Source organism: Kitasatospora sp. NPDC058243 (assembly GCF_042882025.1).
Taxonomy (GTDB): Bacteria; Actinomycetota; Actinomycetes; order Streptomycetales; family Streptomycetaceae; genus Kitasatospora.
In genome coordinates this window covers 145124-171560 of the sequence record NZ_JBHVWW010000002.1, presented here as the reverse complement: position 1 = coordinate 171560, position 26437 = coordinate 145124, and the positions used below count along the sequence as shown (strand labels likewise).

Here is a 26437-nt window from a genome sequence, read left to right as displayed (position 1 = left end):
GCCTGAGGGCCGGCACCCCCGACGGGGTGCCGGCCCTCAGCCGTGCGGGCGAGCGTGCCGCCGGAGAGGCCGGCGAACGATCCCGTCGACCGTCGGCCACCGAGCCGAACGGTGACGCCCGTTCATCCGTTGTGGAAGAAGGGGGCGCCAATAGGTGCCGCCTTTTTGGGCTCCGGAAAATCCGGACATTACCGAGTTCATTCATCCCCCGGCCGCCCGGTGGGCGTATTTCCTTGTGCCAGAATTTCCGATTGGCGGCCTCTGTACACCCGATCTCCGCCCCCCGGAGCCGGTGTGGGCCGACCGGCTGACGCACGGGCCCGGCAAAGCTGGTTGACTTGGGGCGCCCGCTGGCCGCGGCCGGGCGGCACCGAAGCGTGATCCAGGACCAGGAGGTGCGGCGCCGTCATGAGCGTCGATTTCGTCATCCCGTACTACGGCGATCCGGAGTACCTGTTCGCCACCATCGACAGCATCCGGGCCCAGCACCAGCAGGACTGGCGGCTGACCATCGTGGACGACCAGTACCCGGGCTTCCGGGCGCCCCAGTACATCGAGAGCCTGAACGACGAGCGGATCCGGTACATCCGCAACGCGGAGCGGCTGGGGCCCAACGGCAACACCTACAAGGCCTCCACCCTGGCCGAGCGCGAGTTCGTCTCGATGATGGGCGCCGACGACCTGCTGGAGCCCGACTACCTGGACGTCGTCCTGGAGCGCCTGCGGGCCGACCCGAACGCGATCGCCGTCCAGCCGGGCGTGCGGGTGATGGACAGCGACGGGACCCTGGTGCCCTCGCTCGGCATCGGCGACAAGGTCAAGCGCCGGATCAGCGCGCCGGCCCGCAAGGCCGGGGTGATCAGCGGCGAGGCCGCGGTGAAGAGCCTGCTGTCCGGCAACTGGCTGTACACGCCGTCGCTCACCTACCGCCAGTCCGCGCTGTCGAAGATCCCGTACCGCCCGGACATCGACGCCATCCACGACCTGGCGTTCATGGTCGACATGCTGATGGAGGGCGGCAACCTGCTGGTCGACGAGCGCGAGGTGTTCCGCTACCGGCGCCACCAGGCCAGCGACTCCTCGAACCGGGTCAAGGACGGCAAGCGCTTCGACGAGGAGCTGCGGTACTACTCGCTGATCTCCAAGGAACTGCGCGCCAAGGGCTGGACCAACGCTGCGCGCTCGGCCGACCTGCACCTCTCGTCCCGCCTGCACGCCCTGATGGTCGCCGCCGGCCGGCTCGGCGCGGGTGACTTCTCCCACGCCGGCGCCATGGTCGGCCGCGCGGTCCGCAGCAGCTGACCCGAGCGGGTCCGAGGGCGGTGTCGGCAGCCGGCCGGACGCCCCCGGGTCACGGCGCCCCCGAGGCGCCCGGCCGAATTCGACGGGGCGGGAGTAAGCGCTTCGGTCGGCCGCTGGGCTCTGGATGGGTGAGGGGGTGCTCATGGGGAGCACCGACGACCGACCGGGCGGATCCTGCTGAACCACCACGCCCCAGCCCCGACACGGCCGGAACGGGGTTCTTGCCCGAGGCCTCGGCTTCTGGTAAGCGCCCTATGATGGCCGCTGATCGCCGGTCCACTGCGCCATTCTTCGCCACTCATCGGACGTGGCCACTGCACGGAAGTGACTGACATGACTGATCTGGCCACCAGCCCGGTCGGCGGCTCCCGCAAGGGGTCGCTCGAACCGGAGGGCGCGATCGCGCCCCGCCCCGGACGGCTCGACGGCCTGCTGGAGCGCCCCTGGGCGGTCCGCTCGGCCGAGGCCCTGGTCTCGATCGTGGCGGCGTTCGGCTTCGCGCTGCTCTGCACCCGCATCGACGTCAACCCGCTGAACCGGGTGGGCCAGGTCAGCGGTCTGGCCATGCTCCAGAAGTACGCCGCCATCGTGGGCCTGCCGATCCTGGCGGTGCTGCTGTACGCCGCCTACCGGGGCAGCCTGGCCCGGTACCAGCTGGCCCAGCGGCTGGTCTGCGCGGCCGTCGCGGGACTGGCCACCGGCGCGGTCGCGGGCGGGATCGCGGTGGCGCTGAACGGCACCCAGTGGGGCCTCGGCGGTCAGGAGGGCGACCCGGGCAACCTCATGGGCATGGCCAACGACATGCTGCGCGGCAAGGGCCTGCCCGGGGTCTACCCGCCCGGCTTCCCGGCGCTGCTGGCGGTCTGGTCGAAGCTGTTCTACGGCGGCGTCGGCGGCGTCGGCTACGCCATGAAGGACGTCCAGCTGATCTGCAGCGCACTGGTCGGCCCGATGGCGTACCTCTCCTGGCGGCTGATGCTGCGGCCGGTCTGGGCGCTGCTGATCGCCGTCCCGTCGGCGATCCTCTTCCTCGACCCGATCCGGCCGTACAGCCACGTCACGATGCTGGTCATGGTGCCGATGCTGGCCGCCGCCCTGCGGGAGCTCCGCCGGTCGCACGAGCTGTCGACCCGGTCCACGGTGCTGCGCGGCCTCGGCTTCGGCGTCTCGTTCGGCCTGATGTTCCTCTGGTACTCGGGCTGGTTCGTCTGGGCCGCGCCCGGCGTCCTCGTCCTGACGCTGTTCGTCATCCCGTGGCGCCAGGGCGCCGCCCGGATCAAGCGGGTGCTGCTGTTCCTCGGCGTGACGCTGGTGAGCGCCGGCGTGGTCGGCTCGCCGCTGCTGTACGAGCTGGTGCGGCTGGGTGCCCAGGCCAAGGACCGGTACGCGTACCTCTCGGTGTACATCGACCCGGCGTACATCATGGGCTGGGCCTCGGACCGCAACGGCGACCTGAACTACCACGACTTCCCGTGGCACGGTGAGCTCGCCGGGCAGAGCGCCTACACCCTGCTGCTGCTCGCCGGGGTCGCGCTGGCGCTGGGCCTCGGGCTGCGCAGCATCACCGTCCGGACCGTGACGGCCACCCTGATCAGCGCCTGGCTGCTGCGCTTCTGGTTCGCCTCCCAGATGGCCCAGACCAAGTCCATCCAGCTGTACCCGCGGACGACCTGGATCATCCTGTACGCGTTGATGATCCTCGCGGTGCTCGGCCTGATGTTCCTCGTCCAGCGGGGCGCCGGCTGGCTGCGCACGGTGCAGCGGGTCGCCGCCGTCGGGCGGCCGGCGCCGCTCACCCTGCGGCCCGCGGTCACCGGCCGGCTGGTCGCCGGCGCGGTCTGCGCGGTGGCGCTGTTCGCCACCATGGCCGCCTCCTGGTCGGCGGACCGCTACATGCCGACCACGAAGCCCGAGTACGTGCCGGTCGCCGGGGCCAAGGGCATCGACATGGGCGCGGACGCCTGGCGCGCCCACATCCTGGTGAACCGCAACGGCAAGTGCCCGAAGTACGACCCGGCCGGGCCGACCGACTGTGCGCCGGTGAACAAGGAGCTCAAGGAGTACAACAACGAGCCCGACAAGGGTCAGCTGTGGTGCGCCAACGTGACCGGCGACGAGTGGGCGCTGACCTGCGGGAGCAAGCGACCCTGGTGACGCGGGTCCGCGGCGGTGCGCGCCGCGGCTGAGGACGGTCACCCGATCGGGGCCGGTGAGGGCGACCTCACCGGCCCCGATTGGCATCCGGGCTGCTCCATGTGGCAGTATGTCCAAGTTGCTCGGTTGAGTTGCCGATGCTGTGCGCCTCCCGCCGGGAGGACTGGAAGCGAGTCCCAGGTACTCGTCGTTCCCGTGATGGCCGTTAAGCGTGAAGTCGACGCCACGGCAGCTGCGGGGCGAAAGTACGGGAATCTTCCGGGAAGTGCATGCGGGGCCTCGGCCCGGCCCCCCCACCCCGAAAGTTTGAAACCGACGAGCTTTTCGCCGGTTTTTTGCAAGCGCGAGCGCGACACGCCCGAGCGCGGGGGTCGGAGGGTGGTCGTGCAGTGACTAAGGACAAAGGACTACTGAGTAGCCATGGCGGGACAGAAGATCCGCATCCGGCTCAAGGCCTACGACCACGAGGTCATCGATTCCTCGGCGAAGAAGATCGTCGAGACGGTGATCCGAACTGGTGCGCAGGTCGCAGGCCCGGTGCCGCTGCCCACTGAGAAGAACGTGTACTGCGTCATCCGCTCGCCGCACAAGTACAAGGACTCGCGCGAGCACTTCGAGATGCGTACTCACAAGCGTCTGATCGACATCCTCGACCCCACGCCGAAGACGGTTGACTCGCTCATGCGTCTCGACCTGCCGGCTGGCGTCGACATCGAGATCAAGCTCTGAGAGGCGCACCGAAGATGGCTAAGCAGATTAAGGGCATCCTGGGCGAGAAGCTCGGCATGACCCAGGTCTGGGACGAGAACAACCGGATCGTTCCGGTGACCGTCGTCAAGGCTGGGCCCAATGTCGTGACCCAGGTCCACACCGCTGACAGTCCGGCCGGCTACGACGCCGTCCAGATCGGCTTCGGCGAGATCGACCCCCGCAAGGTGAACAAGCCCCTCGCGGGCCACTTCGCCAAGGCCGGTGTCACCCCGCGCCGCCACCTGGTCGAGCTCCGTACCTCGGACGCGTCCGAGTACACCCTCGGCCAGGAGATCACCGCGGAGCTGTTCGAGGCGGGTGTCAAGGTCGACGTGACCGGCACCTCCAAGGGCAAGGGCTTCGCCGGTGTCATGAAGCGCCACAACTTCCGGGGCCTCGGCGCCGGTCACGGTGTGCAGCGCAAGCACCGCTCGCCCGGCTCGATCGGTGGCTGCGCCACCCCGGGTCGCGTGTTCAAGGGCATGAGGATGGCCGGCCGGATGGGCCACGAGCGCGTGACCACCCAGAACCTGACCGTCCATGCCGTTGACGCGGAGAAGGGGCTGCTCCTGATCAAGGGCGCAATCCCGGGTCCGAACGGCGGCCTCGTCCTCGTCCGCACCGCGGCGAAGGGGCTGTGAGGATATGAGCACCATTGACATCCTGTCGCCCTCGGGCGACAAGACCGGCAGCCTCGAGCTGCCGGCCGAGATCTTCGACGCGAAGGTCAGCGTTCCGCTGATGCACCAGGTCGTCGTGGCGCAGCTCGCTGCGGCCCGTCAGGGCACCCACAAGACCAAGACTCGTGCCGAGGTCCGCGGTGGCGGCCGTAAGCCGTACCGCCAGAAGGGCACCGGCCGCGCCCGTCAGGGCTCGACCCGCGCCCCGCAGTTCGCCGGCGGTGGCGTCGTGCACGGTCCCGTGCCGCGCGACTACTCGCAGCGGACCCCGAAGAAGATGATCGCCGCCGCCCTGCGCGGTGCGCTCACCGACCGGGCCCGCCACAACCGCATCCACGTCGTCACCGACGTGATCGCGGCCGAGGCGCCGTCGACCAAGGCCGCCAAGGGTCTGTTCGGCAAGATCACCGAGCGCAAGAACATCCTCCTCGTCGTCGAGCGTGCCGACGAGCTGGGTCTGAAGAGCGCCCGCAACCTGCCGCACGTGCACATCCTGGACGCCGGTCAGCTGAACACCTACGACGTGCTCGTCTCCGACGATGTGGTCTTCACCCAGGCCGCCTTCGAGCGTTTCGTGGCGGGTCCCGCCGCGTCCGCCAAGGCCGTGGCTGCTGAGGGCGAGCTCGAAGGGAGCGCCGCCTGATGGCTGCAGAGATCACGAGCAAGACGTTCACGGACCCCCGTGACGTCCTGGTGAAGCCGGTCATCTCGGAGAAGAGCTACTCGCTCCTCGACGAGAACAAGTACACGTTCGTCGTGTCGCCCGGTGCCAACAAGACCCAGATCAAGCAGGCCGTCGAGGCGGTCTTCTCGGTCAAGGTCGAGTCCGTCAACACGCTCAACCGTCAGGGCAAGCGCAAGCGCTCCAAGACGGGCTTTGGCAAGCGCAAGGACACCAAGCGCGCCATCGTGACGCTGGCTGAGGGCAACCGCATCGACATCTTCGGTGGTCCGGTCTCCTAACGGAGATCGTGATCGTCGATAAGGACGAGGACGAGAGAGCCAAATGGGCATCCGCAAGTACAAGCCGACTACGCCGGGCCGTCGTGGCTCCAGCGTGGCCGACTTCGTAGAGATCACGCGGTCCACGCCGGAGAAGTCGCTGGTTCGCCCCCTGCACAGCAAGGGCGGCCGTAACAACGCCGGTCGGATCACCGTTCGCCACCAGGGTGGCGGGCACAAGCGCGCCTACCGCGTGATCGACTTCCGTCGTCACGACAAGGACGGCGTGCCGGCCAAGGTCGCGCACATCGAGTACGACCCGAACCGCACCGCGCGCATCGCGCTCCTGCACTACGCGGACGGCGAGAAGCGCTACATCATCGCGCCGCGCGGCATCGCGCAGGGTGACCGGATCGAGAACGGCGCTGGCGCCGACATCAAGCCGGGCAACAACCTGCCGCTGCGCAACATCCCGGTCGGTACCACCATCCACGCGGTGGAGCTGCGTCCCGGTGGCGGTGCCAAGATGGCCCGCTCCGCCGGTGCCGGCATCCAGCTGCTGGCGCGTGAGGGCAAGATGGCGCACCTGCGCATGCCCTCCGGTGAGATCCGCCTGGTGGACGCGCGCTGCCGCGCCACCGTCGGCGAGGTCGGCAACGCCGAGCAGTCGAACATCAACTGGGGCAAGGCCGGCCGTATGCGCTGGAAGGGCGTTCGCCCGACCGTGCGTGGTGTCGCCATGAACCCGATCGACCACCCGCACGGTGGTGGTGAGGGTAAGACCTCTGGTGGCCGCCACCCGGTCTCGCCGTGGGGCCAGAAGGAGGGTCGCACTCGTAGCCCGAAGAAGGCTTCGAACGCCCTCATCGTGCGCCGCCGCAAGACCAACAAGAAGCGCTAGGAGCAGGTCAGATGCCGCGCAGTCTCAAGAAGGGCCCCTTCATCGACGGCCACCTTCTCAAGAAGGTGGACGCGCAGAACGAGGCGGGTACCCAGAACGTCATCAAGACCTGGTCCCGTCGCTCCGTGATCTTCCCGGCCATGCTCGGCCACACGATCGCGGTGCACGATGGCCGTAAGCACGTCCCGGTGTTCGTCACCGAGTCGATGGTCGGCCACAAGCTCGGCGAGTTCGCGCCGACGCGTACCTTCCGCGGTCACGTCAAGGACGACCGCAAGTCGAAGCGTCGCTAGTCGCCAGCGAGATTACCGACTCAATGACTTACACCAGCAAGGGGACAACCATGGAAGCCAGGGCCCAGGCGCGGTACATCCGCGTCACGCCCATGAAGGCCCGCCGCGTGGTGGACCTCATCCGTGGCCTTCCGGCCACGGAGGCCCAGGCCGTCCTGCGTTTCGCTCCGCAGGCCGCCACCGTGCCCGTCGGCAAGGTGCTCGACAGCGCCATTGCCAACGCCGCGCACAACTACAACCACTCCAACGTGGACGACCTCGTCATCAGCGAGGCGTACGTTGACGAGGGCCCGACCCTGAAGCGGTTCCGTCCGCGTGCGCAGGGTCGTGCCTACCGGATCCGCAAGCGGACCAGCCACATCACCGTGGTCGTCAGCAGCAAGGAAGGGACCCGGTAATGGGCCAGAAGGTTAACCCGCACGGGTTCCGCCTCGGCATCAGCACGGACTTCAAGTCCCGCTGGTACGCCGACAAGCTGTACAAGGACTACGTCAAGGAAGACGTTGCCATTCGTCGCATGATGACGAAGGGCATGGAGCGCGCCGGCATCTCCAAGGTCGAGATCGAGCGCACCCGCGACCGCGTCCGCGTTGACATCCACACCGCCCGCCCCGGCATCGTCATCGGCCGCCGTGGCACCGAGGCCGACCGCATCCGCGGCGACCTCGAGAAGCTGACCGGCAAGCAGGTCCAGCTGAACATCCTCGAGGTCAAGAACCCCGAGCTGGACGCCCAGCTCGTGGCTCAGGGCGTCGCGGAGCAGCTGTCCTCCCGCGTCTCCTTCCGCCGTGCCATGCGCAAGTCGATGCAGGGCACCATGAAGTCCGGCGCCAAGGGCATCAAGGTCCAGTGCTCCGGTCGTCTCGGCGGCGCCGAGATGAGCCGCTCGGAGTTCTACCGCGAGGGCCGTGTGCCGCTGCACACCCTGCGCGCGAACGTCGACTACGGCTTCTTCGAGGCCAAGACGACCTTCGGCCGCATCGGTGTGAAGGTCTGGATCTACAAGGGCGACGTCAAGAACATCGCCGAGGTCCGCGCTGAGAACGCCGCTGCCCGCTCGGGCAACCGCCCGGCCCGTCCCGAGGGTGGTCGTCCCGCCCGCGGTGGCGAGCGCCGTGGTGGCGAGCGCGGTGGCCGCGGCCGTCGCCCCGCCGCGTCCGAGGCCCCCGCGGCCGCGGCCGCGGAGGCTCCGGCTGCCGAGAACACCGGAACGGAGGCCTGACTCCAATGCTGATCCCCCGTCGGGTCAAGCACCGCAAGCAGCACCACCCCAAGCGCCGTGGCGCTGCCAAGGGTGGCACCGAGCTCGCCTTCGGCGAGTACGGCATCCAGGCCGTCACCCCGGCCTACGTGACGAACCGGCAGATCGAGTCCGCTCGTATCGCCGTCACCCGTCACATCAAGCGTGGCGGCAAGGTCTGGATCAACATCTACCCGGACCGTCCGCTCACCAAGAAGCCGGCCGAGACCCGCATGGGTTCCGGTAAGGGTTCGCCCGAGTGGTGGATCGCGAACGTGCACCCGGGTCGGGTCATGTTCGAGCTGTCGTACCCCAACGAGAAGGTGGCTCGTGAGGCGCTGACCCGCGCAGCTCACAAGCTCCCGATGAAGTGCCGGATCATCCGGCGCGAGGCAGGTGAGAGCTGATGTCGGCCGGCACCAAGGCTGCTGACCTCCGCGAGCTGGACAACGAGGGTCTCGTTGCCAAGCTCCGTGAGGCCAAGGAGGAGCTGTTCAACCTCCGCTTCCAGGCGGCGACCGGGCAGCTCGACAACCACGGACGGCTCAAGCTCGTCCGTAAGGACATCGCGCGGATCTACACCCTGATGCGCGAGCGCGAGCTGGGCATCGAGACGGTGGAGAACGCCTGATGACTGAGAACACCAACGAGACGCGCGGTTTCCGCAAGACCCGTGAGGGTCTCGTCGTCAGCGACAAGATGGACAAGACCGTCGTCGTCGCCGTCGAGGACCGCGTCAAGCACGCTCTGTACGGCAAGGTCATCCGCCGTACGAACAAGCTGAAGGCGCACGACGAGGCGAACGCCTGCGGCATCGGCGACCGGGTCCTCCTCGCGGAGACCCGCCCGCTGTCCGCGACGAAGCGCTGGCGCGTCGTCGAGATCCTCGAGAAGGCCAAGTAACGAAGTTGATGCGGTACGGCCGTATGTGCACCAGGCCCCTCGCGGGCGCTGGTGTGAGCAGCGGCCGGCCCGTCAGCTCTCGTTGACGATCAGGAGAAAGCTGTGATCCAGCAGGAGTCGCGACTGCGAGTCGCCGACAACACGGGCGCGAAGGAAATCCTTTGCATCCGCGTTCTCGGTGGTTCCGGTCGCCGCTACGCCGGCATCGGGGACGTCATCGTCGCGACCGTCAAGGACGCGATCCCCGGCGGTTCGGTGAAGAAGGGTGACGTCGTCAAGTGCGTCGTCGTCCGTACCGTGAAGTCGCGTCGTCGTCCGGATGGCTCGTACATCCGCTTCGACGAGAACGCCGCGGTCGTTCTGAAGAACACCGATGGTGACCCCCGTGGTACCCGCATCTTCGGCCCGGTGGGCCGCGAGCTGCGTGACAAGAAGTTCATGAAGATCATCTCGCTTGCGCCGGAGGTGCTCTAACCCATGGCGAACAGCATGAAGATCAAGAAGGGTGACCTGGTTCAGGTCATCACCGGCAAGGACCGCGGCAAGCAGGGCAAGGTCATCCAGGCCATGCCCGCCGAGAACAAGGTCCTGGTCGAGGGTGTGAACCGGGTCAAGAAGCACACCAAGCCGGGCCCGGGCACTCAGGGTGGCATCGTCACCGTCGAGGCCCCGGTGCACGTCTCCAACGTCCAGCTGGTCGTGGAGAAGGACGGCAAGAAGGTCGTCACCCGCGTTGGCTACCGCTTCGATGACGAGGGCAACAAGATCCGCGTTGCCAAGCGAACCGGTGAGGACATCTGATGTCTGAGACGACTGTTGAGAAGGTGACCCCCCGTCTCAAGGAGCGTTACAACTCCGAGATCAAGGGTCAGCTGCAGGAGCAGTTCTCGTACGAGAACGTCATGCTGACGCCCGGCCTGGTCAAGGTCGTCGTCAACATGGGTGTCGGCGAGGCCGCCCGTGACAGCAAGCTGATCGAGGGCGCGATCCGCGACCTCACCGCCATCACCGGTCAGAAGCCGGCGGTGACGAAGGCTCGCAAGTCCATCGCGCAGTTCAAGCTGCGTGAGGGCCAGCCGATCGGCACCCACGTCACCCTCCGCGGTGACCGCATGTGGGAGTTCCTGGACCGTCTGGTGTCGCTGGCCCTGCCGCGTATCCGTGACTTCCGTGGCCTCTCCCCGAAGCAGTTCGACGGCCGTGGCAACTACACCTTCGGTCTGACCGAGCAGGTCATGTTCCACGAGATCGACCAGGACAAGGTCGACCGTCAGCGCGGTATGGACATCACCGTCGTGACCACCGCCCAGACCGACGACGAGGGCCGGGCGCTCCTGCGCGCTCTGGGCTTCCCGTTCAAGGAGGCGTAACCACATGGCGAAGAAGTCCCTCATCGCGAAGGCCGAGCGCAAGCCGAAGTTCGGCGTCCGGGCCTACACCCGGTGCCAGCGCTGCGGCCGTCCGCACTCGGTGTACCGCAAGTTCGGCCTCTGCCGTGTGTGCCTTCGTGAGATGGCGCACCGCGGCGAGCTGCCGGGCGTGACCAAGAGCTCCTGGTAGTCCAGGACCTCGCGGTAATGCCATAGCGAAGCAGGTGTGCCCGACCCCACAGCGCCCCTTTTTTGGGGCTGCGTACGGAATCCCGTAGGGTAGTGAGGTCGGGCCCCCTGTCGCGGGAGCTCCATAGCTGCCGTCGACCCTCTTCGGAGGGCTCGCACCCAGTCTTACGACGCCGCAGGTCCCCTGCGTCTGTGCCCCTGCCGCACTCCTCGGAGTGCGGCGGGGGGACCTGGCGCGGAGAAACCACGGCGAGAGAGGCCTGAGGCCATCATGACCATGACCGACCCCATCGCAGACATGCTCACGCGTCTGCGTAACGCTAACTCGGCGTACCACGATTCCGTGGCGATGCCGGCCAGCAAGATCAAGGCGCACGTCGCCGAGATCCTGCAGCAGGAGGGGTACATCTCCTCCTACAAGGTTGAGGAGCCCGTTGAGGGCGAGGTCGGCAAGAAGCTGACCATCGAGCTCAAGTTCGGCCCCAACCGTGAGCGCTCGATCGCTGGCATCAAGCGGATCAGCAAGCCGGGCCTGCGGGTCTACGCAAAGTCCACCAACCTGCCGAAGGTGCTCGGCGGCCTGGGCGTGGCGATCATCTCCACGTCCTCGGGTCTCCTCACCGACAAGCAGGCCGCCAAGAAGGGCGTAGGCGGAGAAGTTCTCGCCTACGTCTGGTAATTCGGGAAACGGAGGTACAGCAATGTCGCGCATTGGACGGCTGCCCATCCAGGTCCCCGCTGGCGTGGACGTCACCATCGATGGCCGGGCGGTCTCGGTGAAGGGCCCCAAGGGCTCCCTCACCCACGTTGTCGCCGCGCCGATCGAGATCGGTAAGGGCGAGGACGGCACGCTGCTCGTCACCCGCCCCAACGACGAGCGTCTGTCGAAGGCCCTGCACGGCCTTTCCCGCACGCTGGTGGCGAACATGATCACCGGCGTGACCGCGGGCTACCGCAAGTCGCTGGAGATCAGCGGTGTCGGCTACCGAGTTCTGGCGAAGGGCTCCGACATGGAGTTCCAGCTGGGCTACAGCCACCCGATCCTGGTCGAGGCCCCTGAGGGCATTTCCTTCGTCGTCGAGTCGGCCACCAAGTTCCACGTGGACGGCATCGACAAGCAGAAGGTCGGCGAGGTCGCCGCGAAGATCCGCAAGCTGCGCAAGCCCGACCCGTACAAGGCCAAGGGCGTCAAGTACGCGGGCGAGGTCATCCGCCGCAAGGTCGGAAAGAGTGGTAAGTAAGCGATGAGCGTCTCTGTCAAGATCGGCAAGGGCAACGCCTACAAGAGCGCCGCTCGCAAGCGCCGCGCGATCCGCGTTCGCAAGCGCGTCGTCGGCACCGAGGTGCGTCCGCGCCTCGTCGTGACGCGCTCGAACCGTCACATGGTCGCCCAGGTCATCGACGACGCCAAGGGTCACACCCTGGCGTCGGCGTCCACCCTCGACGTGTCCATCAAGGGCGCCGAGGGCGACAAGACCGAGCTGGCCAAGAAGGTCGGGAGCCTGGTCGCCGAGCGCGCCAAGGCCGCCGGCATCGAGTCGGTCGTCTTCGACCGCGCGGGCAACCGGTACGCCGGCCGCATCGCCGCCCTGGCGGACGCGGCTCGCGAGGCCGGGCTCGACTTCTAAGCCGCTCGTCGACTCAGTCGACGGACGTAATCGAGAGAGGTAATTCCAATGGCTGGACCCCAGCGCCGCGGTAGCGGCGCCGGCGGTGGCACCGGCGGTGGCGAGCGGCGCGACCGTAAGCGTGACGACCGGGGCAACGCCCCCGCCGTCGAGAAGACCGCTTACGTCGAGCGCGTTGTCGCGATCAACCGTGTCGCCAAGGTTGTCAAGGGTGGTCGTCGTTTCAGCTTCACCGCGCTGGTCGTGGTGGGCGACGGTGACGGCACCGTGGGTGTCGGTTACGGGAAGGCGAAGGAGGTTCCGGCCGCCATCGCCAAGGGTGTTGAGGAGGCCAAGAAGAACTTCTTCAAGGTCCCCCGTATCCAGGGCACCATCCCGCACCCGATCCAGGGTGAGAAGGCCGCCGGCGTCGTGCTCCTGAAGCCCGCCGCCCCCGGTACCGGTGTTATCGCCGGTGGTCCGGTGCGCGCCGTCCTGGAGTGCGCCGGCATTCACGACATCCTGTCGAAGTCGCTCGGCTCGGACAACGCGATCAACATCGTGCACGCCACCGTGGCTGCTCTGAAGGGCCTCGTGCGCCCCGAGGAGATCGCCGCTCGTCGTGGCCTGCCGCTGGAGGACGTGGCTCCCGCTGCTCTGCTGCGGGCGCGTGCTGCAGGGGTGAGCGCCTGATGGCTCGCCTGAAGATCACGCAGACCAAGTCGTACATCGGCAGCAAGCAGAATCACCGTGACACCCTGCGTTCGCTTGGTCTCAAGCGCATGCACGACGTCGTGGTGAAGGAGGACCGTCCCGAGATCCGCGGGATGGCCCAAACGGTCCGTCACCTGGTGACGGTTGAGGAGGTGGACTGATCATGGGCGACAACCCGATCAAGATCCACAACCTGCGTCCCGCCCCGGGTGCCAAGACCGACAAGATCCGCGTGGGTCGTGGTGAGGCCTCCAAGGGTAAGACCGCCGGTCGTGGTACCAAGGGCACCAAGGCCCGCTACCAGGTTCCGCAGCGCTTCGAGGGTGGCCAGATGCCGCTCCACATGCGCCTGCCGAAGCTGAAGGGCTTCAAGAACCCGTTCAAGATCACGTTCCAGGTCGTCAACCTCGACAAGCTGGCCGAGCTCTACCCGCAGGGTGGAGAGGTCACCGTCGAGGACCTGGTCGCCAAGGGCGCGGTTCGCAAGAACTCCCTCGTCAAGGTGCTCGGCACCGGCGAGATCTCGGTTGCGCTGCAGGTGACGGTCGACGCCGTCTCCGGTTCCGCCGCCGAGAAGATCACCGCCGCGGGCGGTACCGTCACCGAGCTCGTCTGAGCCCGCTGACTTCCGTGCGAGCCCCGCACCTCCTTCGGGAGGTGCGGGGCTCGCGCGTTTTCCGGGCATTCCGTTGACGTGTCCTCGTTCTTTTGTGTGGCAAACCCGGGCATCCCGTACCCCGTGAGTGGGGGAGGGGCGGTACGCGCTTCTTCCGAGTGGCTGCGCACTGTTAGAGTCCGTGGAGTTCCCTTGTAGGCTGCGCGTAGGCTCGCCTGTGCCGTCTGTACGGGAGCCCGTACCGCCAAAACTCCCATTCAGGACCGACCCTCCCGCCGACGACGCGCGGGAGGCGCAGGAGGCACCGTGCTCAGTGCGTTCGCGCGGGCGTTCCAGACGCCCGACCTGCGCAAGAAGCTGCTGTTCACGCTGGGCATCATGGTGCTGTTCCGCCTGGGCTCACACATTCCGATCCCCGGCGTGAGCTTCACGGCCGTGAACGAGTGTGTGAAGGACACCAAGAACAACGGCCTCTTCGGGCTCGTCAACCTGTTCAGTGGTGGCGCGCTCCTCCAGCTGACGATCTTCGCGCTCGGCATCATGCCGTACATCACCGCGAGCATCATCCTCCAGCTCCTCACGGTCGTGATCCCGCGACTGGAAGCGCTGAAGAAGGAGGGCCAGGCCGGCCAGACGAAGATCACCCAGTACACCCGCTACCTGACCATCGCGCTCGCCGTGCTCCAGGGCACCGGCATCGTGGCGACGGCCTCCAGCGGCGCGCTGTTCTCCGGCTGCCCGGTGGGCAACCAGATCGTCCCGGACACGAGCGTGTTCCGGATCGCCGTCATGGTGATCACGATGACCGCCGGCACCACGGTGATCATGTGGCTGGGCGAGCTGATCACGGACCGCGGCATCGGCAACGGCATGTCGCTGCTGATCTTCACCTCGATCGCCGCGCAGTTCCCGTCCTCGATGTGGGCGATCAAGGGCTCCGGCACCATCGGTGGCGGCTGGGTCGAGTTCCTGTCCGTGGTCGCGGTCGGCATCATCGTTGTGATGCTGGTCATCTTCGTCGAGCAGGCCCAGCGCCGGATCCCGGTGCAGTACGCGAAGCGGATGATCGGCCGGCGGGCGTTCGGCGGCACGTCGACCTACATCCCGCTCAAGGTGAACCAGGCCGGTGTCATCCCGGTCATCTTCGCCTCGTCGCTGCTGTACATCCCGGCCCTGGTGGTCCAGCTGACCGGTAGCCAGTCGGGCTGGGCGGTGTGGGTCACCCAGCACTTCGTCAAGGGCGACCACCCGATCTACATGGCGACCTACTTCCTGCTGATCGTCTTCTTCGCCTTCTTCTACGTCGCGATCTCCTTCAACCCCGAAGAAGTTGCCGACAATATGAAGAAGTATGGTGGCTTCATCCCGGGCATCCGGGCCGGCCGACCGACGGCCGAGTACCTGAACTACGTGCTGACCCGAATCACGTGGCCGGGTTCGCTCTACCTGGGCCTGATCGCGTTGATCCCGATGATCGCCCTGGTCGCCTTCGGACAGCAGACCAACTTCCCGTTCGGCGGCACCAGCGTGCTCATCGTCGTCGGCGTCGGACTCGAAACTGTGAAGCAGATCGAGAGCCAGCTCCAGCAGCGCAATTACGAAGGGTTCCTCCGCTGATGCGTATCGTCCTCGTTGGTCCTCCCGGGGCCGGGAAGGGTACTCAGGCGCACCTGCTCGCCAAGACCCTGTCCATTCCCCACATCTCCACCGGCGACCTGTTCCGCGCCAACATCGGTCAGGGCACCCCGCTGGGGCTCGAGGCCAAGAGCTACATGGACGCGGGCCGCCTGGTGCCGGATGAGGTCACCATCGGGATGGCCAAGGACCGCATGCTCCAGGAGGACGCCGCAGGCGGCTTCCTGCTCGACGGCTTCCCCCGCAACCTCGGCCAGGCCAAGGCGCTCGACGAGTTCCTCGCCGAGCAGGGGATCAAGCTGGACGGCGTGCTGGACCTGGAGGTCCCCGAGGACGAGGTGGTCCGCCGGATCGCCGGCCGCCGCCTGTGCCGCAACGACGGGGGCCACGTCTTCCACGTGGACTACAACCCGCCGAAGGCCGCGGGCGTCTGCGACGAGTGCGGCGGCGAGTTGTACCAGCGCTCGGACGACACCGAGGACAAGGTGCGCACCCGGCTGGAGGTCTACCACACGGAGACCGAGCCGATCATCGACTACTACGTCCAGCAGGGCCTGGTGGCGACCATCTCGGCCCTCGGCAAGGTGGACGAGGTCACCCGGCGCGCGATCGAGGCGCTGAAGCAGGACAACTGAGTTTCCCGGCGACGCCGTACGGCCGCGCTCCCCGATCCCGGGCGGCGCGGCCGTACGGCGTCGTACGGTGGTAGGCAGTGGCAAACAGAACGTGGAAGGCGTGACCAGATGGTGGAGATCAAGACCCCCGAGCAGATCGCGAAGATGCGAGCGGCCGGGCTGGTCGTCGCCGAGGCGCTGAAGGCCTGCCGGGAGGCGGTCGCCCCGGGGGTGACCACCCAGGAGCTCAACGACATCGCGGACAAGGTCATCACCGACCACGGTGCGACCTCCAACTTCCGCGCCGACCACGGCGGTCTGTGGTTCCCCGGGGTGATCTGCGCCTCGGTGAACAACGAGGTCGTGCACGGCATCCCCGGTGACCGGGTGCTCCAGGAGGGCGACGTCATCTCGATCGACTGCGGCGCCATCCTGGACGGCTGGCACGGCGACGCGGCGATCACCGTGGCGGTCGGCGAGGTCCGCCCCGAGGTCGAGATGCTGAGCCGGGTGACCGAGGGCTCGATGTGGGCCGGCATCGCCCAGATGAAGAAGAACAACCGCCTGGTCGACGTCTCCAAGGCGATCGAGGGCTTCATCCGCCGCCAGCCGCTGCCCCCCAAGGGCAAGTGGGGCATCACCGAGGGCTACGGCGGCCACGGCATCGGCACCGCGATGCACATGGAGCCGCACGTGCTGAACTACGTCGAGCGCGGCCGCGGCAAGGGCCCGAAGCTGATCCCCGGCACCGTCCTGGCGATCGAGCCGATGGTCTCGCTGGGCACCCCGCACACCGCCGTGCTGGAGGACGACTGGACGGTCGTCACCAACGACGGCACCTGGGCCTCGCACTGGGAGCACTCGGTGGCCGTCACCGAGCAGGGCCCGCTGGTCCTGACGGCCTTCGACGGCGGCAAGGCGGAGCTCGCGAAGCTGGGCATCACCGCCGCCCCGGACCCGCTCGGCTAGTCTCACGACGGTCGGCTGAGCGGCCAACTTCCGCTGCTGACAACGGATCAGGGCCCTGGGGGTTTGGACCTCCAGGGCTTTTGTCCTATTTTTATCGGCTGGCAGTGGCTTCAGTAGCGGCTTCAGCAGCTTCGATCGATCGGGAGAGTGCAGTGCTCAAGGGATTCCGCGACTTCATGATGCGCGGCAACGTGGTCGACATGGCGGTCGGTGTCGTCATCGGCGCCGCGTTCACCGGCGTGGTGACCGGCTTCGTGTCGGCCTTCCTCACCCCGCTGGTCGGCGTCGTGGTCGGCGCGGCCGGCGACTTCAGCTCGTACAAGGCGACGGTGGCCGGGGTCACGTTCCCGTACGGCCAGTTCCTCAACGTGCTGATCGCCTTCGTGATGACCGCGGCGGTGCTGTACTTCTGCGTCGTGCTGCCGGTCACCAAGGCGACCGCGCGGTACATGCCGAAGAAGCCGAAGACCCCCAAGCGGCCCTGCCCCGAGTGCCTGACCGAGATCCCCGAGGCCGCCCGCCGCTGCGCGGCCTGCACCGCCCACGTCGAGCCGCTGAAGGTCACCGCCGGGTTCTGACCCGCCGGGACCAGCCGGAACGTCACGACGGCTGCCTTCGGGGGATCTCGTTTTGGCCCACCGGACGCGCTGGCGTAGGATGGACCGTCGGCTCACTCGTAGCGTGCTTCAGCACGCCCTCTTCCCTTCGGGGGCGGGGTGAACCCAGGTTCGCACGAGCGTGCCGCATACGGTAGCCGGTCCCGGAAGGTGGATCTCGCAGTTCATGGCTAAGAAGCAAGGCGCCATTGAGATCGAGGGCACCGTGATCGAGTCTCTTCCGAACGCGATGTTCAGGGTCGAGCTGCAGAACGGTCACAAGGTCCTCGCGCACATCAGTGGCAAGATGCGCATGCACTACATCCGCATCCTGCCGGACGACCGGGTCGTCGTGGAGCTCAGCCCCTACGACCTCACGCGCGGGCGGATCGTCTACCGCTACAAGTAAGAACGTCAGATCTAGACCCGGAGAACCTGAACATGAAGGTCAAGCCGAGCGTCAAGAAGATCTGCGACAAGTGCAAGGTGATCCGCCGCCACGGCCGGGTCATGGTGATCTGCGACAACCTGCGCCACAAGCAGCGCCAGGGCTGATCTCTCCCCAGCATTTCTCGTAGTACTTCGCGCGACGCGAAAACGTCATAAGTGGGCTACCCGATCCGTCCCAGTGAAGGGACGGACTGCCGCCCCCGGTCAGAGGCCGGGGCTCCATCGTCGAGAGGCGAAGGAGTAGGTAGCACGCAAGACCTCTGAAGAAATACAGGAGCCTTGAATGGCACGCCTCGCCGGCGTTGATCTCCCCCGTGAGAAGCGGATCGAGATCGCCCTTACCTACGTGTACGGCATCGGCCGTACCCGCGCCCAGCAGACCCTGGCCGAGACCGGTGTCAACCCGGATGTCCGCGTTCGCGACATCTCCGAGGAAGACCTCGTCAAGCTGGGCCAGTACCTCGACGCCAACTACACGGTCGAGGGTGACCTCCGCCGTGAGGTGGCCGCCGACATCCGCCGCAAGGTCGAGATCGGCTGCTACGAGGGTCTGCGTCACCGCCGCGGCCTGCCGGTCCGCGGTCAGCGCACCCACACCAACGCGCGTACCCGCAAGGGCCCGCGTCGCGCGATCGCCGGTAAGAAGAAGCCGGGCAAGAAGTAGTCCGTCCCGTAACCGGACATCCCTCCGGCCCGCGGGTCAGCGGACCGACCACCTCAGTAGGAGAACAGACTTATGCCCCCCAAGGGTCGTCAGGCTGCCGGCGCGAAGAAGATCCGCCGCAAGGAAAAGAAGAACGTCGCTCACGGCCACGCGCACATCAAGAGCACGTTCAACAACACCATCGTTTCGATCACCGACCCTGCGGGCAACGTGATCTCCTGGGCCTCCGCCGGTCACGTCGGCTTCAAGGGCTCGCGCAAGTCCACCCCGTTCGCCGCGCAGATGGCCGCCGAGGCCGCTGCCCGTCGCGCGCAGGAGCACGGCATGCGCAAGGTTGACGTCTTCGTCAAGGGTCCGGGCTCCGGCCGCGAGACCGCGATCCGCTCGCTCCAGGCCACCGGCCTGGAGGTCGGCTCGATCCAGGACGTCACCCCCACCCCGCACAACGGCTGCCGTCCGCCGAAGCGCCGCCGCGTCTGACGCAGCGCCTTCGGGCTCGCAGTACCTGCTTTGAACCTTCGTACGGGGTCCCACGCGGTGATTCGTCGCTGTTCGCGGGACCCCGTACGCTTGGTCCTGTCGGCATCAAATAGTGGGTGCCGAAGACAACTGGAGGAATCCCCCCATGCTTATCGCTCAGCGCCCCTCGCTGACCGAAGAGGTCGTCGACGAGTTCCGCTCGCGGTTCGTGATCGAGCCGCTGGAGCCGGGCTTCGGCTACACCCTCGGCAACTCCCTGCGCCGCACGCTCCTGTCGTCGATCCCGGGTGCCGCTGTCACCAGCATCCGCGTCGACGGCGTCCTGCACGAGTTCACCACCGTGCCGGGCGTCAAGGAGGACGTGACCGACCTCATCCTCAACATCAAGCAGCTGGTCGTCTCCTCGGAGCACGACGAGCCGGTCGTGATGTACCTGCGCAAGCAGGGCCCGGGTGTCGTCACCGCCGCCGACATCGCCCCGCCGGCGGGTGTCGAGGTGCACAACCCGGAGCTGGTCCTCGCCACGCTGAACGGCAAGGGCAAGCTGGAGATGGAGCTGACCGTCGAGCGCGGTCGCGGCTACGTCTCCGCCGTCCAGAACAAGGCCTCCGGCCAGGAGATCGGCCGCATCCCGGTCGACTCGATCTACAGCCCCGTGCTGAAGGTCACCTACAAGGTCGAGGCCACCCGTGTCGAGCAGCGGACCGACTTCGACAAGCTGATCGTCGACGTCGAGACCAAGCCCGCCATGCGTCCGCGTGACGCCATGGCCTCGGCCGGCAAGACCCTGGTGGAGCTGTTCGGTCTCGCCCGCGAGCTGAACATCGACGCCGAGGGCATCGACATGGGCCCGTCCCCGACGGACGCCGCCCTGGCCGCCGACCTGGCGCTGCCGATCGAGGAGCTGGAGCTCACCGTCCGCTCCTACAACTGCCTCAAGCGCGAGGGCATCCACACCGTGGGTGAGCTCGTCGCCCGCTCCGAGGCCGACCTGCTCGACATCCGCAACTTCGGTGCGAAGTCGATCGACGAGGTCAAGGCGAAGCTGGCCGGCATGGGCCTGGCCCTCAAGGACAGCCCGCCCGGGTTCGACCCGACCGCCGCCGCCGACGCCTTCGGCGCCGACGACCTGGACGACGCGGGTTACGCCGAGACCGAGCAGTACTAAGAGATTTGGCCGCGGGGGCGGTTCCACCGAACCGCCCCCGTCGTCGTGAAAGTCGTCCGGGCAACAGTGCCCGGACGCCCGCTGCGGTACCTGATACGGCCGTAGTCGGAGATTCAAGGAGTCATCCATGCCGCGTCCCACCAAGGGTGCCCGCCTCGGCGGCGGCCCGCACCACGAGCCGCTGCTGCTCGCCGGTCTGTGCCGGGAGCTGTTCCAGTACGGCCGCATCACCACGACCGAGGCCAAGGCCCGTCGGATGCGCCCGCTGGCGGAGAAGCTGATCACCAAGGCGAAGAAGGGCGACATCCACAACCGTCGCCTGGTGCGCAAGACGATCACCGACATCGCCGTGCTGCACACCCTCTTCACCGAGATCGCGCCGCGCTACGAGAACCGCCCGGGTGGTTACACCCGTATCACCAAGATCGGTCCCCGTCGTGGCGACAACGCCCCGATGGCCGTGATCGAGCTGGTCGAGGCGCTGACCGTCGCGCAGACCGCCGTCGGCGAGGCCGAGGGCGCCACCAAGCGCGCCGTCAAGGAGGCCGACGCCAAGGTCGAGGCCAAGGCCGACGAGGCCGTCGAGGCCGAGCAGGCCTGACACCGCTAGGTGTGGTCGCGGGCCCGCTCTCCCATCCGTGGGGGAGCGGGCCCGTTCCTTCTGTCTGGAGTGGATTGTGGTCAACGATTGCGCCGAGCAGCCGCCGGTGAAGGACGGCCCGGCCGACGGGTGCGTCCGGGTCCGGCTCGATCTCGCCTACCAGGGCGCCGAGTTCTCCGGCTGGGCCCGCCAGCGCGGCGGCCGCCGGACGGTCCAGGAGGAGATCGAGAGCGCGCTGCAGATCGTCACCCGCAGCCCCGAGCTGTTCCCGCTGACCGTGGCCGGGCGCACCGACGCCGGGGTGCACGCCCGCGGCCAGGTCGCGCACGTCGACCTGCCGGCCGAGCTGTGGGAGGCGCACCGCGAGAAGCTGATGCGTCGGCTGGCCGGCCGGCTGCCCGGGGACATCCGGATCTACCGGGTCGGCGAGGCGCCGGCCGGGTTCGACGCCCGCTTCTCGGCGATCTGGCGCCGCTACGCCTACCGGGTCGCCGACCACCCCGGCGGGGTCGACCCGCTGCTGCGCGGGCACGTGCTCTGGCACGACCGCCCGCTGGACGTCGACCGGATGAACGAGGCCGCGAAGCTGCTGCTCGGCGAGCACGACTTCGCCGCGTACTGCAAGAAGCGTGAGGGCGCCACCACCATCCGCACCCTGCTGGAGCTGCACTGGGACCGCGTCCCGGTGGACTCCTACGCCGCCCAGGAGGGCTCGCTGGCGGTCGCCACCGTCCGCGCCGACGCGTTCTGCCACAACATGGTCCGGGCGCTGGTCGGGGCGATGCTGCTGGTCGGCGACGGGCACCGGCCGGTGGAGTTCCCCGGCGAGGTGCTGGCCGGCGGGGTCCGCAACTCGGCCGTCAACGTGATCCGGCCGTACGGGCTCACCCTTGAGGAAGTCGGCTACCCGCCGGACGACCGGCTCGCCGAGCGGAACCGCCAGGCCAGGCGGCTGCGCACACTGCCCGGTCAGCCGCCCGTCGGGTAATCCGTTTGGGCCGGGCGCGTCGGCTTGGGACAATCGTCCGCATGGGACACGTCGAGATTTCGCACCTGGAGTACTACCTGCCGGACGGGCGGGTGCTGTTCGACGACGCGTCCTTCCGGGTCGGCGAGGGCGCCGCGGTCGCCCTGGTCGGCGCCAACGGGGCCGGCAAGACCACCCTGCTGCGGATGATCGCGGGGGACCTCCAGCCGCACGGCGGCACGGTGACGATCAGCGGCGGGCTCGGCGTGATGCGCCAGTTCGTCGGCACCACCGGCCGCGAGGACGAGCGGGCCACCCCGGGCGCGCTGGCGCCGGACGCCTCGGTCCGCGACCTGCTGGTGTCCGTCGCCCCCGAGCGGATCGCCGTCGCCGCCCGCGCGGTGGACGCCGCCGAACTGGCGATGATCGCCCAGGACGACGAGAAGACCCAGATGGCCTACGCCCAGGCGCTCTCCGACTGGGCCGACGTCGGCGGCTACGACTACGAGACCGACTGGGACGTCTGCACCATGGCGGCCCTCGGGATGCCCTTCGACAAGGCCCAGTGGCGCGGCCTGAACACCCTCTCGGGCGGTGAGCAGAAGCGGCTCGTCCTGGAGGCGCTGCTGCGCGGCCCCGAAGAGGTGCTGCTGCTCGACGAGCCCGACAACTACCTGGACGTCCCGGGCAAGCGCTGGCTGGAGGAGGCCCTCAAGGCCACCTCGAAGACCGTCCTGTTCATCTCGCACGACCGCGAGCTGCTCTCCGAGGCAGCCGACAAGATCATCGCCGTCGAGTCCGGCGCGGCCGGGAGCAGTGTCTGGGTGCACGGCGGCGGCTTCGACAGCTTCCACGAGGCCCGCAAGGACCGCTTCGCGCGCTTCGAGGAGCTGGGCCGGCGCTGGGACGAGGAACACGCCAAGCTCAAGAAGCTGGTCGTCACCCTGCGCCAGGCGGCCTCCGTCAGCCACGCGCTCGCCACCCGCTACGCCGCCGCCCAGACCCGGCTGAAGAAGTTCGAGGAGGCCGGCCGCCCGGAGGAGCCCCCGCGCGAGCAGAGCATCACCATGCGGCTCAAGGGCGGGCGGACCGGCGTGCGCTCCTTCACCGTGGAGCAGCTGGAGCTCACCGGCCTGATGAAGCCCTTCGACCTGGAGGTGTTCTACGGCGAGCGGGTCGGCGTGCTCGGCTCCAACGGCTCCGGCAAGTCGCACTTCCTGCGGCTGCTCGCGGGCGACGCGAGCGTCGCGCACACCGGCACCTGGAAGCTCGGCGCCCGGGTCGTCCCCGGCCACTTCCGGCAGACCCACGCCCACCCGGAGCTGTTCGGCCGGACGGTGCGCTCGATCGTCGAGGAGGAGCACGCGCTCAGCCGCAGCGCCGCGATGGGCGCGCTGCGCCGCTACGAGCTGGACCGGCAGGAGGAGCAGAAGTTCGAGTCGCTGTCCGGTGGGCAGCAGGCCCGGCTGATGATCCTCAAGCTCGAACTCTCCGGTGTGACGGCCCTGTTGCTCGACGAGCCGACCGACAACCTGGACCTGGACAGCGCCGAGGCGCTGCAGGCCGGGCTGGAGGCCTTCGACGGCACCGTGCTGTGCGTCACCCACGACCGCTGGTTCGCCAAGACCTTCGACCGCTACCTGGTGTTCGGCGCCGACGGCCGGGTCTACGAGTCGCCCGAGCCGGTCTGGGACGTCAGCCGGGTGGAGCGCGAACGCTGAGTGACGGCGGGGGTGGGGGAAGCCGATTTTTGACCCCCACCCGCCCGCCCGGTAACCTGGACGCTTGATGTGCGTATTGGCTCGCTCTATCTCACGTGAGAGGTCGGTACGCCGGAGACATCAGGTTCGACGACCAGCGGTCCCCCTTGAATTGCGTCCAAGGTTGACCAGGCTGCTCTGCCGTCCCAGGTGCTCCTGTCAGGACTCACTCACTGAAAAGCGAAGGCATACGACCGTGCGTACGTACAGCCCCAAGCCCGGCGACGTCCAGCGTCAGTGGCACGTCATCGACGCGAACGACGTCGTGCTCGGCCGCCTGGCTTCCCAGGCCGCCAACCTCCTCCGGGGTAAGCACAAGGCGATCTACGCGCCGCACGTTGACACTGGTGACTTCGTCATCATCATCAACGCCGACAAGGTGCACCTGTCCGGTAACAAGAAGACCCAGAAGCTGGCCTACCGCCACTCTGGCTTCCCGGGTGGTCTGCGGTCGGTGCGCTACGACGACCTGCTGGCGAACAACCCGGAGAAGGCCGTCGAGAAGGCCATCAAGGGCATGATCCCCAAGAACAGCCTGGGCCGCCAGATGCTCTCGAAGCTGAAGGTCTACTCGGGCGACCAGCACCCGCACGCTGCCCAGCAGCCGGTGCCGTTCGAGATCACCCAGGTCGCGCAGTAATTCGGCCACCAAGCCCCCCAACACTGAAAAGAGCTGAGGAACACCGTGGCCGAGACCACTGAAACCACCGAGACCCTTGAGGTCGACTTCGACGAGGCCGTTGAGGCTGTCGAGGGCGAGTACACCTCCGAGGGCGAGTACACCTCCGAGTCGCTGGCCGGCCGCTTCGGCGAGGCCATCCCGGGCGCCGGCCTCGGCCGTCGCAAGGAGGCGATCGCCCGCGTGCGCATCGTCCCCGGCACCGGCCAGTGGAAGATCAACGGTCGCACCCTGGAGAACTACTTCCCCAACAAGGTGCACCAGCAGACCGTGAACGAGCCCTTCAAGCTCCTCGAGCTTGACGGCCGTTACGACGTCGTCGCCCGCATCTCCGGTGGCGGCGTCTCCGGCCAGGCCTACGCGCTGCGCCTCGGCGTGGCCCGTGCCCTGAACGAGGCCGACGTGGACAACAACCGCGGCGCGCTGAAGAAGGCCGGCTTCCTGACCCGTGACGCCCGCGCCGTCGAGCGCAAGAAGGCCGGTCTCAAGAAGGCCCGCAAGGCGCCGCAGTACAGCAAGCGCTAATCGCGCCCCTGGGGGTGCGGCCCGCCCTGGCGGCGCACCCCCTGGTTGCGCGAACCGTCGCCCCGGAGTACCACGTGTACTCCGGGGCGACGTGTTCCCCGGCTATCGTGCGGCGGCCGGGTGCCATCGGTTGGGTTCCGAGCAGTGGTGATGGAGGACGGGACAGTGGGACGACTCTTCGGTACGGACGGCGTGCGCGGGGTGGCCAACGTGGGCCTGACGGCCGAGCTCGCGCTCGGGCTGTCGGTCGCGGCGGCCCATGTGCTCGGCGAGGCCGGCGCCTTCGAGGGCCACCGGCCGGTCGCGGTGGTCGGTCGGGACCCGCGTGCCTCGGGCGAGTTCCTGGAGGCCGCCGTCATCGCCGGCCTGGCGAGCGCCGGCGTCGACGTGCTCCGGGTCGGCGTGCTGCCGACCCCGGCCGTGGCGTACCTCACCGGCGCGCTCGGCGCCGACTTCGGCGTGATGCTCTCCGCCAGCCACAACGCGATGCCCGACAACGGCATCAAGTTCCTCGCCCGCGGCGGCCACAAGCTGGACGACCGCATCGAGGACGCGATCGAGGCCCACTACCGCACGCACACGCTCGGCAGCGAGGACTGGAACCGGCCGACCGGCGCCGCCGTCGGCCGGGTGCGCGAGTACACCGAGGGCTTCGACAAGTACGTCGCCCACCTGATCGGCGTGCTGCCCAACCGCCTCGACGGCATCAAGGTCGTCATCGACGGCGCCCACGGCGCGGCCGCCTACGTCGCCCCCGAGGCCTTCGCCCGGGCCGGTGCCGAGGTCGTCCACACCCTGGGGGCGGAGCCCACCGGCCTCAACATCAACGACGGCGTCGGCTCCACCCACCTGGACCGGCTGCAGGCCGCCATGACGGAGTACCGCGCCGACCTCGGCATCGCCCTCGACGGCGACGCCGACCGCTGCCTGGCCGCCGACGCCGACGGCAACGAGGTGGACGGCGACCAGATCATCGCCATCCTGGCCGTCGCCATGAAGGACGCCGGCACCCTGCGCCGCAACACCGCGGTGGCCACCGTGATGTCCAACCTCGGCTTCAAGCTGGCGATGGAGCGCGAGGGCGTCGACCTGGTGGAGACCGCCGTCGGCGACCGCTACGTGCTGGAGGCGATGAAGGAGCACGGCTTCGCGCTGGGCGGCGAGCAGTCCGGCCACGTCATCCTGCTCGACCACGCCACCACCGGCGACGGCACCCTGACCGGCCTCATGCTGGGTGCCCGCCTGGCCAGCACCAAGCAGCCGCTGGCCGACCTGGCCGCCGTGATGACCCGTCTGCCGCAGCAGCTGATCAACGTCAAGGGCGTCGACAAGAGCCGGGTGAACACCAGCGTCGAGCTGGCCGCCGCGGTCGCCGAGGCCGAGGCCGAACTGGGCTCCACCGGCCGGGTGCTGCTGCGCCCGTCCGGCACCGAGCCGCTGGTCCGGGTCATGGTCGAGGCCGCCGACCCGGTGCAGGCCGAGTCCGTCGCGCAGCGGCTGGCCGAGGCCGTGCGGACGCACCTGGGCTGAGCCCGGCACGACGGAAGGGGGCCCCCCCCCCGCGGGGGCCCTTCCGTCGTAGCGGGGTTCGGGGTTTGATAGCAGCTCCCGTTGGGACGTTTGGTTCGTCCCTTTTATGGGGATGCAGGGGGAACCGCAACGGGTCGG

The 26437-nt window shown here is 68.2% G+C and carries 38 protein-coding genes; all 38 read left to right on the top strand.

Annotated features, from left to right (window positions below; translation table 11 throughout):
* The first annotated feature begins 408 nt into the window (after positions 1-408).
* The 38 genes from ACFVX9_RS02505 (at position 409) to glmM (ending at position 26299) form a co-directional block, all read left to right on the top strand.
* Positions 409-1302 carry a glycosyltransferase gene (locus ACFVX9_RS02505; RefSeq protein ID WP_063348963.1) on the top strand — a complete coding sequence of 298 codons (894 nt, stop codon included), beginning with the start codon at positions 409-411 and terminating at the stop codon, positions 1300-1302.
* Positions 1303-1635: 333 nt separating this feature from the next.
* On the top strand, positions 1636-3456 hold the full coding sequence (locus tag ACFVX9_RS02500) for a hypothetical protein (RefSeq protein WP_387980006.1): 1821 nt from the start codon (positions 1636-1638) through the stop codon (positions 3454-3456).
* 420 nt (positions 3457-3876) lie between these two features.
* Positions 3877-4185, top strand: a complete 309-nt coding sequence (gene rpsJ / locus ACFVX9_RS02495; protein WP_012785157.1) for a 30S ribosomal protein S10 — start codon at positions 3877-3879, stop codon at positions 4183-4185.
* Positions 4186-4199: 14 nt separating this feature from the next.
* Complete coding sequence (gene rplC / locus ACFVX9_RS02490; RefSeq protein ID WP_063348965.1) at positions 4200-4847, top strand: 50S ribosomal protein L3; 648 nt, start codon at positions 4200-4202, stop codon at positions 4845-4847.
* A gap of 4 nt (positions 4848-4851) precedes the next feature.
* Complete coding sequence (gene rplD, locus ACFVX9_RS02485) at positions 4852-5529, top strand: 50S ribosomal protein L4 (RefSeq protein ID WP_063348966.1); 678 nt, start codon at positions 4852-4854, stop codon at positions 5527-5529.
* On the top strand, positions 5529-5849 hold the full coding sequence (gene rplW / locus ACFVX9_RS02480) for a 50S ribosomal protein L23 (RefSeq protein ID WP_063348967.1): 321 nt from the start codon (positions 5529-5531) through the stop codon (positions 5847-5849). Before rplD ends, rplW begins: the two co-directional genes overlap by 1 nt.
* A gap of 43 nt (positions 5850-5892) precedes the next feature.
* Entirely contained in the window at positions 5893-6729 is an 837-nt protein-coding gene (rplB, locus tag ACFVX9_RS02475) for a 50S ribosomal protein L2 (RefSeq protein ID WP_063348968.1), read from the top strand.
* A gap of 11 nt (positions 6730-6740) precedes the next feature.
* The gene (rpsS, locus tag ACFVX9_RS02470; RefSeq protein ID WP_030055821.1) at positions 6741-7022 is read left to right on the top strand and encodes a 30S ribosomal protein S19; all 282 of its coding nucleotides are present in this window, start codon (positions 6741-6743) and stop codon (positions 7020-7022) included.
* Between the two features lie 50 nt (positions 7023-7072).
* Entirely contained in the window at positions 7073-7420 is a 348-nt protein-coding gene (gene rplV, locus ACFVX9_RS02465; protein ID WP_030055822.1) for a 50S ribosomal protein L22, read from the top strand.
* The gene (gene rpsC / locus ACFVX9_RS02460; protein WP_063348969.1) at positions 7420-8244 is read left to right on the top strand and encodes a 30S ribosomal protein S3; all 825 of its coding nucleotides are present in this window, start codon (positions 7420-7422) and stop codon (positions 8242-8244) included. The genes rplV and rpsC overlap by 1 nt, the downstream gene beginning before the upstream one ends.
* A 5-nt stretch (positions 8245-8249) precedes the next feature.
* Positions 8250-8669 carry a 50S ribosomal protein L16 gene (gene rplP, locus ACFVX9_RS02455; RefSeq protein ID WP_030055824.1) on the top strand — a complete coding sequence of 140 codons (420 nt, stop codon included), beginning with the start codon at positions 8250-8252 and terminating at the stop codon, positions 8667-8669.
* The gene (rpmC, locus tag ACFVX9_RS02450; protein ID WP_063348970.1) at positions 8669-8893 is read left to right on the top strand and encodes a 50S ribosomal protein L29; all 225 of its coding nucleotides are present in this window, start codon (positions 8669-8671) and stop codon (positions 8891-8893) included. Before rplP ends, rpmC begins: the two co-directional genes overlap by 1 nt.
* Positions 8893-9165, top strand: coding sequence for a 30S ribosomal protein S17 (gene rpsQ, locus ACFVX9_RS02445; protein ID WP_030055826.1), 273 nt, complete (start codon positions 8893-8895; stop codon positions 9163-9165). The genes rpmC and rpsQ overlap by 1 nt, the downstream gene beginning before the upstream one ends.
* 102 nt (positions 9166-9267) lie before the next feature.
* Positions 9268-9639 carry a 50S ribosomal protein L14 gene (rplN, locus tag ACFVX9_RS02440; RefSeq protein ID WP_030393301.1) on the top strand — a complete coding sequence of 124 codons (372 nt, stop codon included), beginning with the start codon at positions 9268-9270 and terminating at the stop codon, positions 9637-9639.
* 15 nt (positions 9640-9654) lie between these two features.
* Entirely contained in the window at positions 9655-9966 is a 312-nt protein-coding gene (gene rplX / locus ACFVX9_RS02435; protein WP_030055828.1) for a 50S ribosomal protein L24, read from the top strand.
* Positions 9966-10535 (top strand): 50S ribosomal protein L5, encoded by a 570-nt coding sequence (rplE, locus tag ACFVX9_RS02430; protein WP_030393302.1) that lies wholly within the window; start codon positions 9966-9968, stop codon positions 10533-10535. The genes rplX and rplE overlap by 1 nt, the downstream gene beginning before the upstream one ends.
* 4 nt (positions 10536-10539) lie before the next feature.
* Entirely contained in the window at positions 10540-10725 is a 186-nt protein-coding gene (locus ACFVX9_RS02425) for a type Z 30S ribosomal protein S14 (protein WP_030393303.1), read from the top strand.
* A gap of 270 nt (positions 10726-10995) precedes the next feature.
* On the top strand, positions 10996-11403 hold the full coding sequence (gene rpsH, locus ACFVX9_RS02420; protein ID WP_030055831.1) for a 30S ribosomal protein S8: 408 nt from the start codon (positions 10996-10998) through the stop codon (positions 11401-11403).
* Between the two features lie 22 nt (positions 11404-11425).
* Positions 11426-11965 carry a 50S ribosomal protein L6 gene (gene rplF / locus ACFVX9_RS02415; protein WP_063348971.1) on the top strand — a complete coding sequence of 180 codons (540 nt, stop codon included), beginning with the start codon at positions 11426-11428 and terminating at the stop codon, positions 11963-11965.
* Positions 11966-11968: 3 nt separating this feature from the next.
* Positions 11969-12352, top strand: coding sequence for a 50S ribosomal protein L18 (gene rplR / locus ACFVX9_RS02410; RefSeq protein WP_030280785.1), 384 nt, complete (start codon positions 11969-11971; stop codon positions 12350-12352).
* A 48-nt stretch (positions 12353-12400) separates the two neighbouring features.
* Positions 12401-13024 (top strand): 30S ribosomal protein S5, encoded by a 624-nt coding sequence (rpsE, locus tag ACFVX9_RS02405; RefSeq protein ID WP_030055834.1) that lies wholly within the window; start codon positions 12401-12403, stop codon positions 13022-13024.
* Positions 13024-13206 (top strand): 50S ribosomal protein L30, encoded by a 183-nt coding sequence (rpmD, locus tag ACFVX9_RS02400; protein ID WP_030251557.1) that lies wholly within the window; start codon positions 13024-13026, stop codon positions 13204-13206. Before rpsE ends, rpmD begins: the two co-directional genes overlap by 1 nt.
* A gap of 2 nt (positions 13207-13208) precedes the next feature.
* The gene (gene rplO / locus ACFVX9_RS02395) at positions 13209-13661 is read left to right on the top strand and encodes a 50S ribosomal protein L15 (RefSeq protein WP_376086152.1); all 453 of its coding nucleotides are present in this window, start codon (positions 13209-13211) and stop codon (positions 13659-13661) included.
* A 306-nt stretch (positions 13662-13967) separates the two neighbouring features.
* On the top strand, positions 13968-15278 hold the full coding sequence (gene secY, locus ACFVX9_RS02390) for a preprotein translocase subunit SecY (protein WP_063348973.1): 1311 nt from the start codon (positions 13968-13970) through the stop codon (positions 15276-15278).
* Entirely contained in the window at positions 15278-15931 is a 654-nt protein-coding gene (locus ACFVX9_RS02385) for an adenylate kinase (protein WP_380369547.1), read from the top strand. Before secY ends, ACFVX9_RS02385 begins: the two co-directional genes overlap by 1 nt.
* A gap of 108 nt (positions 15932-16039) precedes the next feature.
* Positions 16040-16879, top strand: coding sequence for a type I methionyl aminopeptidase (map, locus tag ACFVX9_RS02380; protein ID WP_063348975.1), 840 nt, complete (start codon positions 16040-16042; stop codon positions 16877-16879).
* Positions 16880-17031: 152 nt separating this feature from the next.
* Entirely contained in the window at positions 17032-17457 is a 426-nt protein-coding gene (gene mscL / locus ACFVX9_RS02375; protein WP_380480779.1) for a large conductance mechanosensitive channel protein MscL, read from the top strand.
* Between the two features lie 205 nt (positions 17458-17662).
* Positions 17663-17884, top strand: coding sequence for a translation initiation factor IF-1 (infA, locus tag ACFVX9_RS02370; RefSeq protein ID WP_014047798.1), 222 nt, complete (start codon positions 17663-17665; stop codon positions 17882-17884).
* Positions 17885-17916: 32 nt separating this feature from the next.
* Positions 17917-18030 carry a 50S ribosomal protein L36 gene (gene rpmJ, locus ACFVX9_RS02365; protein ID WP_003956441.1) on the top strand — a complete coding sequence of 38 codons (114 nt, stop codon included), beginning with the start codon at positions 17917-17919 and terminating at the stop codon, positions 18028-18030.
* Positions 18031-18208: 178 nt separating this feature from the next.
* Positions 18209-18589 carry a 30S ribosomal protein S13 gene (gene rpsM / locus ACFVX9_RS02360; protein WP_363369306.1) on the top strand — a complete coding sequence of 127 codons (381 nt, stop codon included), beginning with the start codon at positions 18209-18211 and terminating at the stop codon, positions 18587-18589.
* Between the two features lie 72 nt (positions 18590-18661).
* Complete coding sequence (gene rpsK / locus ACFVX9_RS02355; protein WP_030232513.1) at positions 18662-19069, top strand: 30S ribosomal protein S11; 408 nt, start codon at positions 18662-18664, stop codon at positions 19067-19069.
* A 145-nt stretch (positions 19070-19214) separates the two neighbouring features.
* A complete protein-coding gene (locus ACFVX9_RS02350; RefSeq protein ID WP_030232516.1) occupies positions 19215-20237 on the top strand; it encodes a DNA-directed RNA polymerase subunit alpha in 1023 nt (340 codons plus the stop codon).
* Positions 20238-20364: 127 nt separating this feature from the next.
* Complete coding sequence (gene rplQ, locus ACFVX9_RS02345) at positions 20365-20838, top strand: 50S ribosomal protein L17 (protein ID WP_063348978.1); 474 nt, start codon at positions 20365-20367, stop codon at positions 20836-20838.
* 76 nt (positions 20839-20914) lie between these two features.
* Positions 20915-21826, top strand: coding sequence for a tRNA pseudouridine(38-40) synthase TruA (gene truA, locus ACFVX9_RS02340; protein WP_380369541.1), 912 nt, complete (start codon positions 20915-20917; stop codon positions 21824-21826).
* Positions 21827-21867: 41 nt separating this feature from the next.
* On the top strand, positions 21868-23526 hold the full coding sequence (locus tag ACFVX9_RS02335) for an ABC-F family ATP-binding cassette domain-containing protein (protein ID WP_380369539.1): 1659 nt from the start codon (positions 21868-21870) through the stop codon (positions 23524-23526).
* A gap of 235 nt (positions 23527-23761) precedes the next feature.
* Positions 23762-24205 carry a 50S ribosomal protein L13 gene (rplM, locus tag ACFVX9_RS02330; RefSeq protein WP_063348980.1) on the top strand — a complete coding sequence of 148 codons (444 nt, stop codon included), beginning with the start codon at positions 23762-23764 and terminating at the stop codon, positions 24203-24205.
* A 33-nt stretch (positions 24206-24238) separates the two neighbouring features.
* Complete coding sequence (rpsI, locus tag ACFVX9_RS02325; RefSeq protein WP_107452914.1) at positions 24239-24769, top strand: 30S ribosomal protein S9; 531 nt, start codon at positions 24239-24241, stop codon at positions 24767-24769.
* Positions 24770-24934: 165 nt separating this feature from the next.
* Positions 24935-26299 (top strand): phosphoglucosamine mutase, encoded by a 1365-nt coding sequence (gene glmM, locus ACFVX9_RS02320; RefSeq protein ID WP_063348982.1) that lies wholly within the window; start codon positions 24935-24937, stop codon positions 26297-26299.
* Positions 26300-26437: the final 138 nt, after the last annotated feature.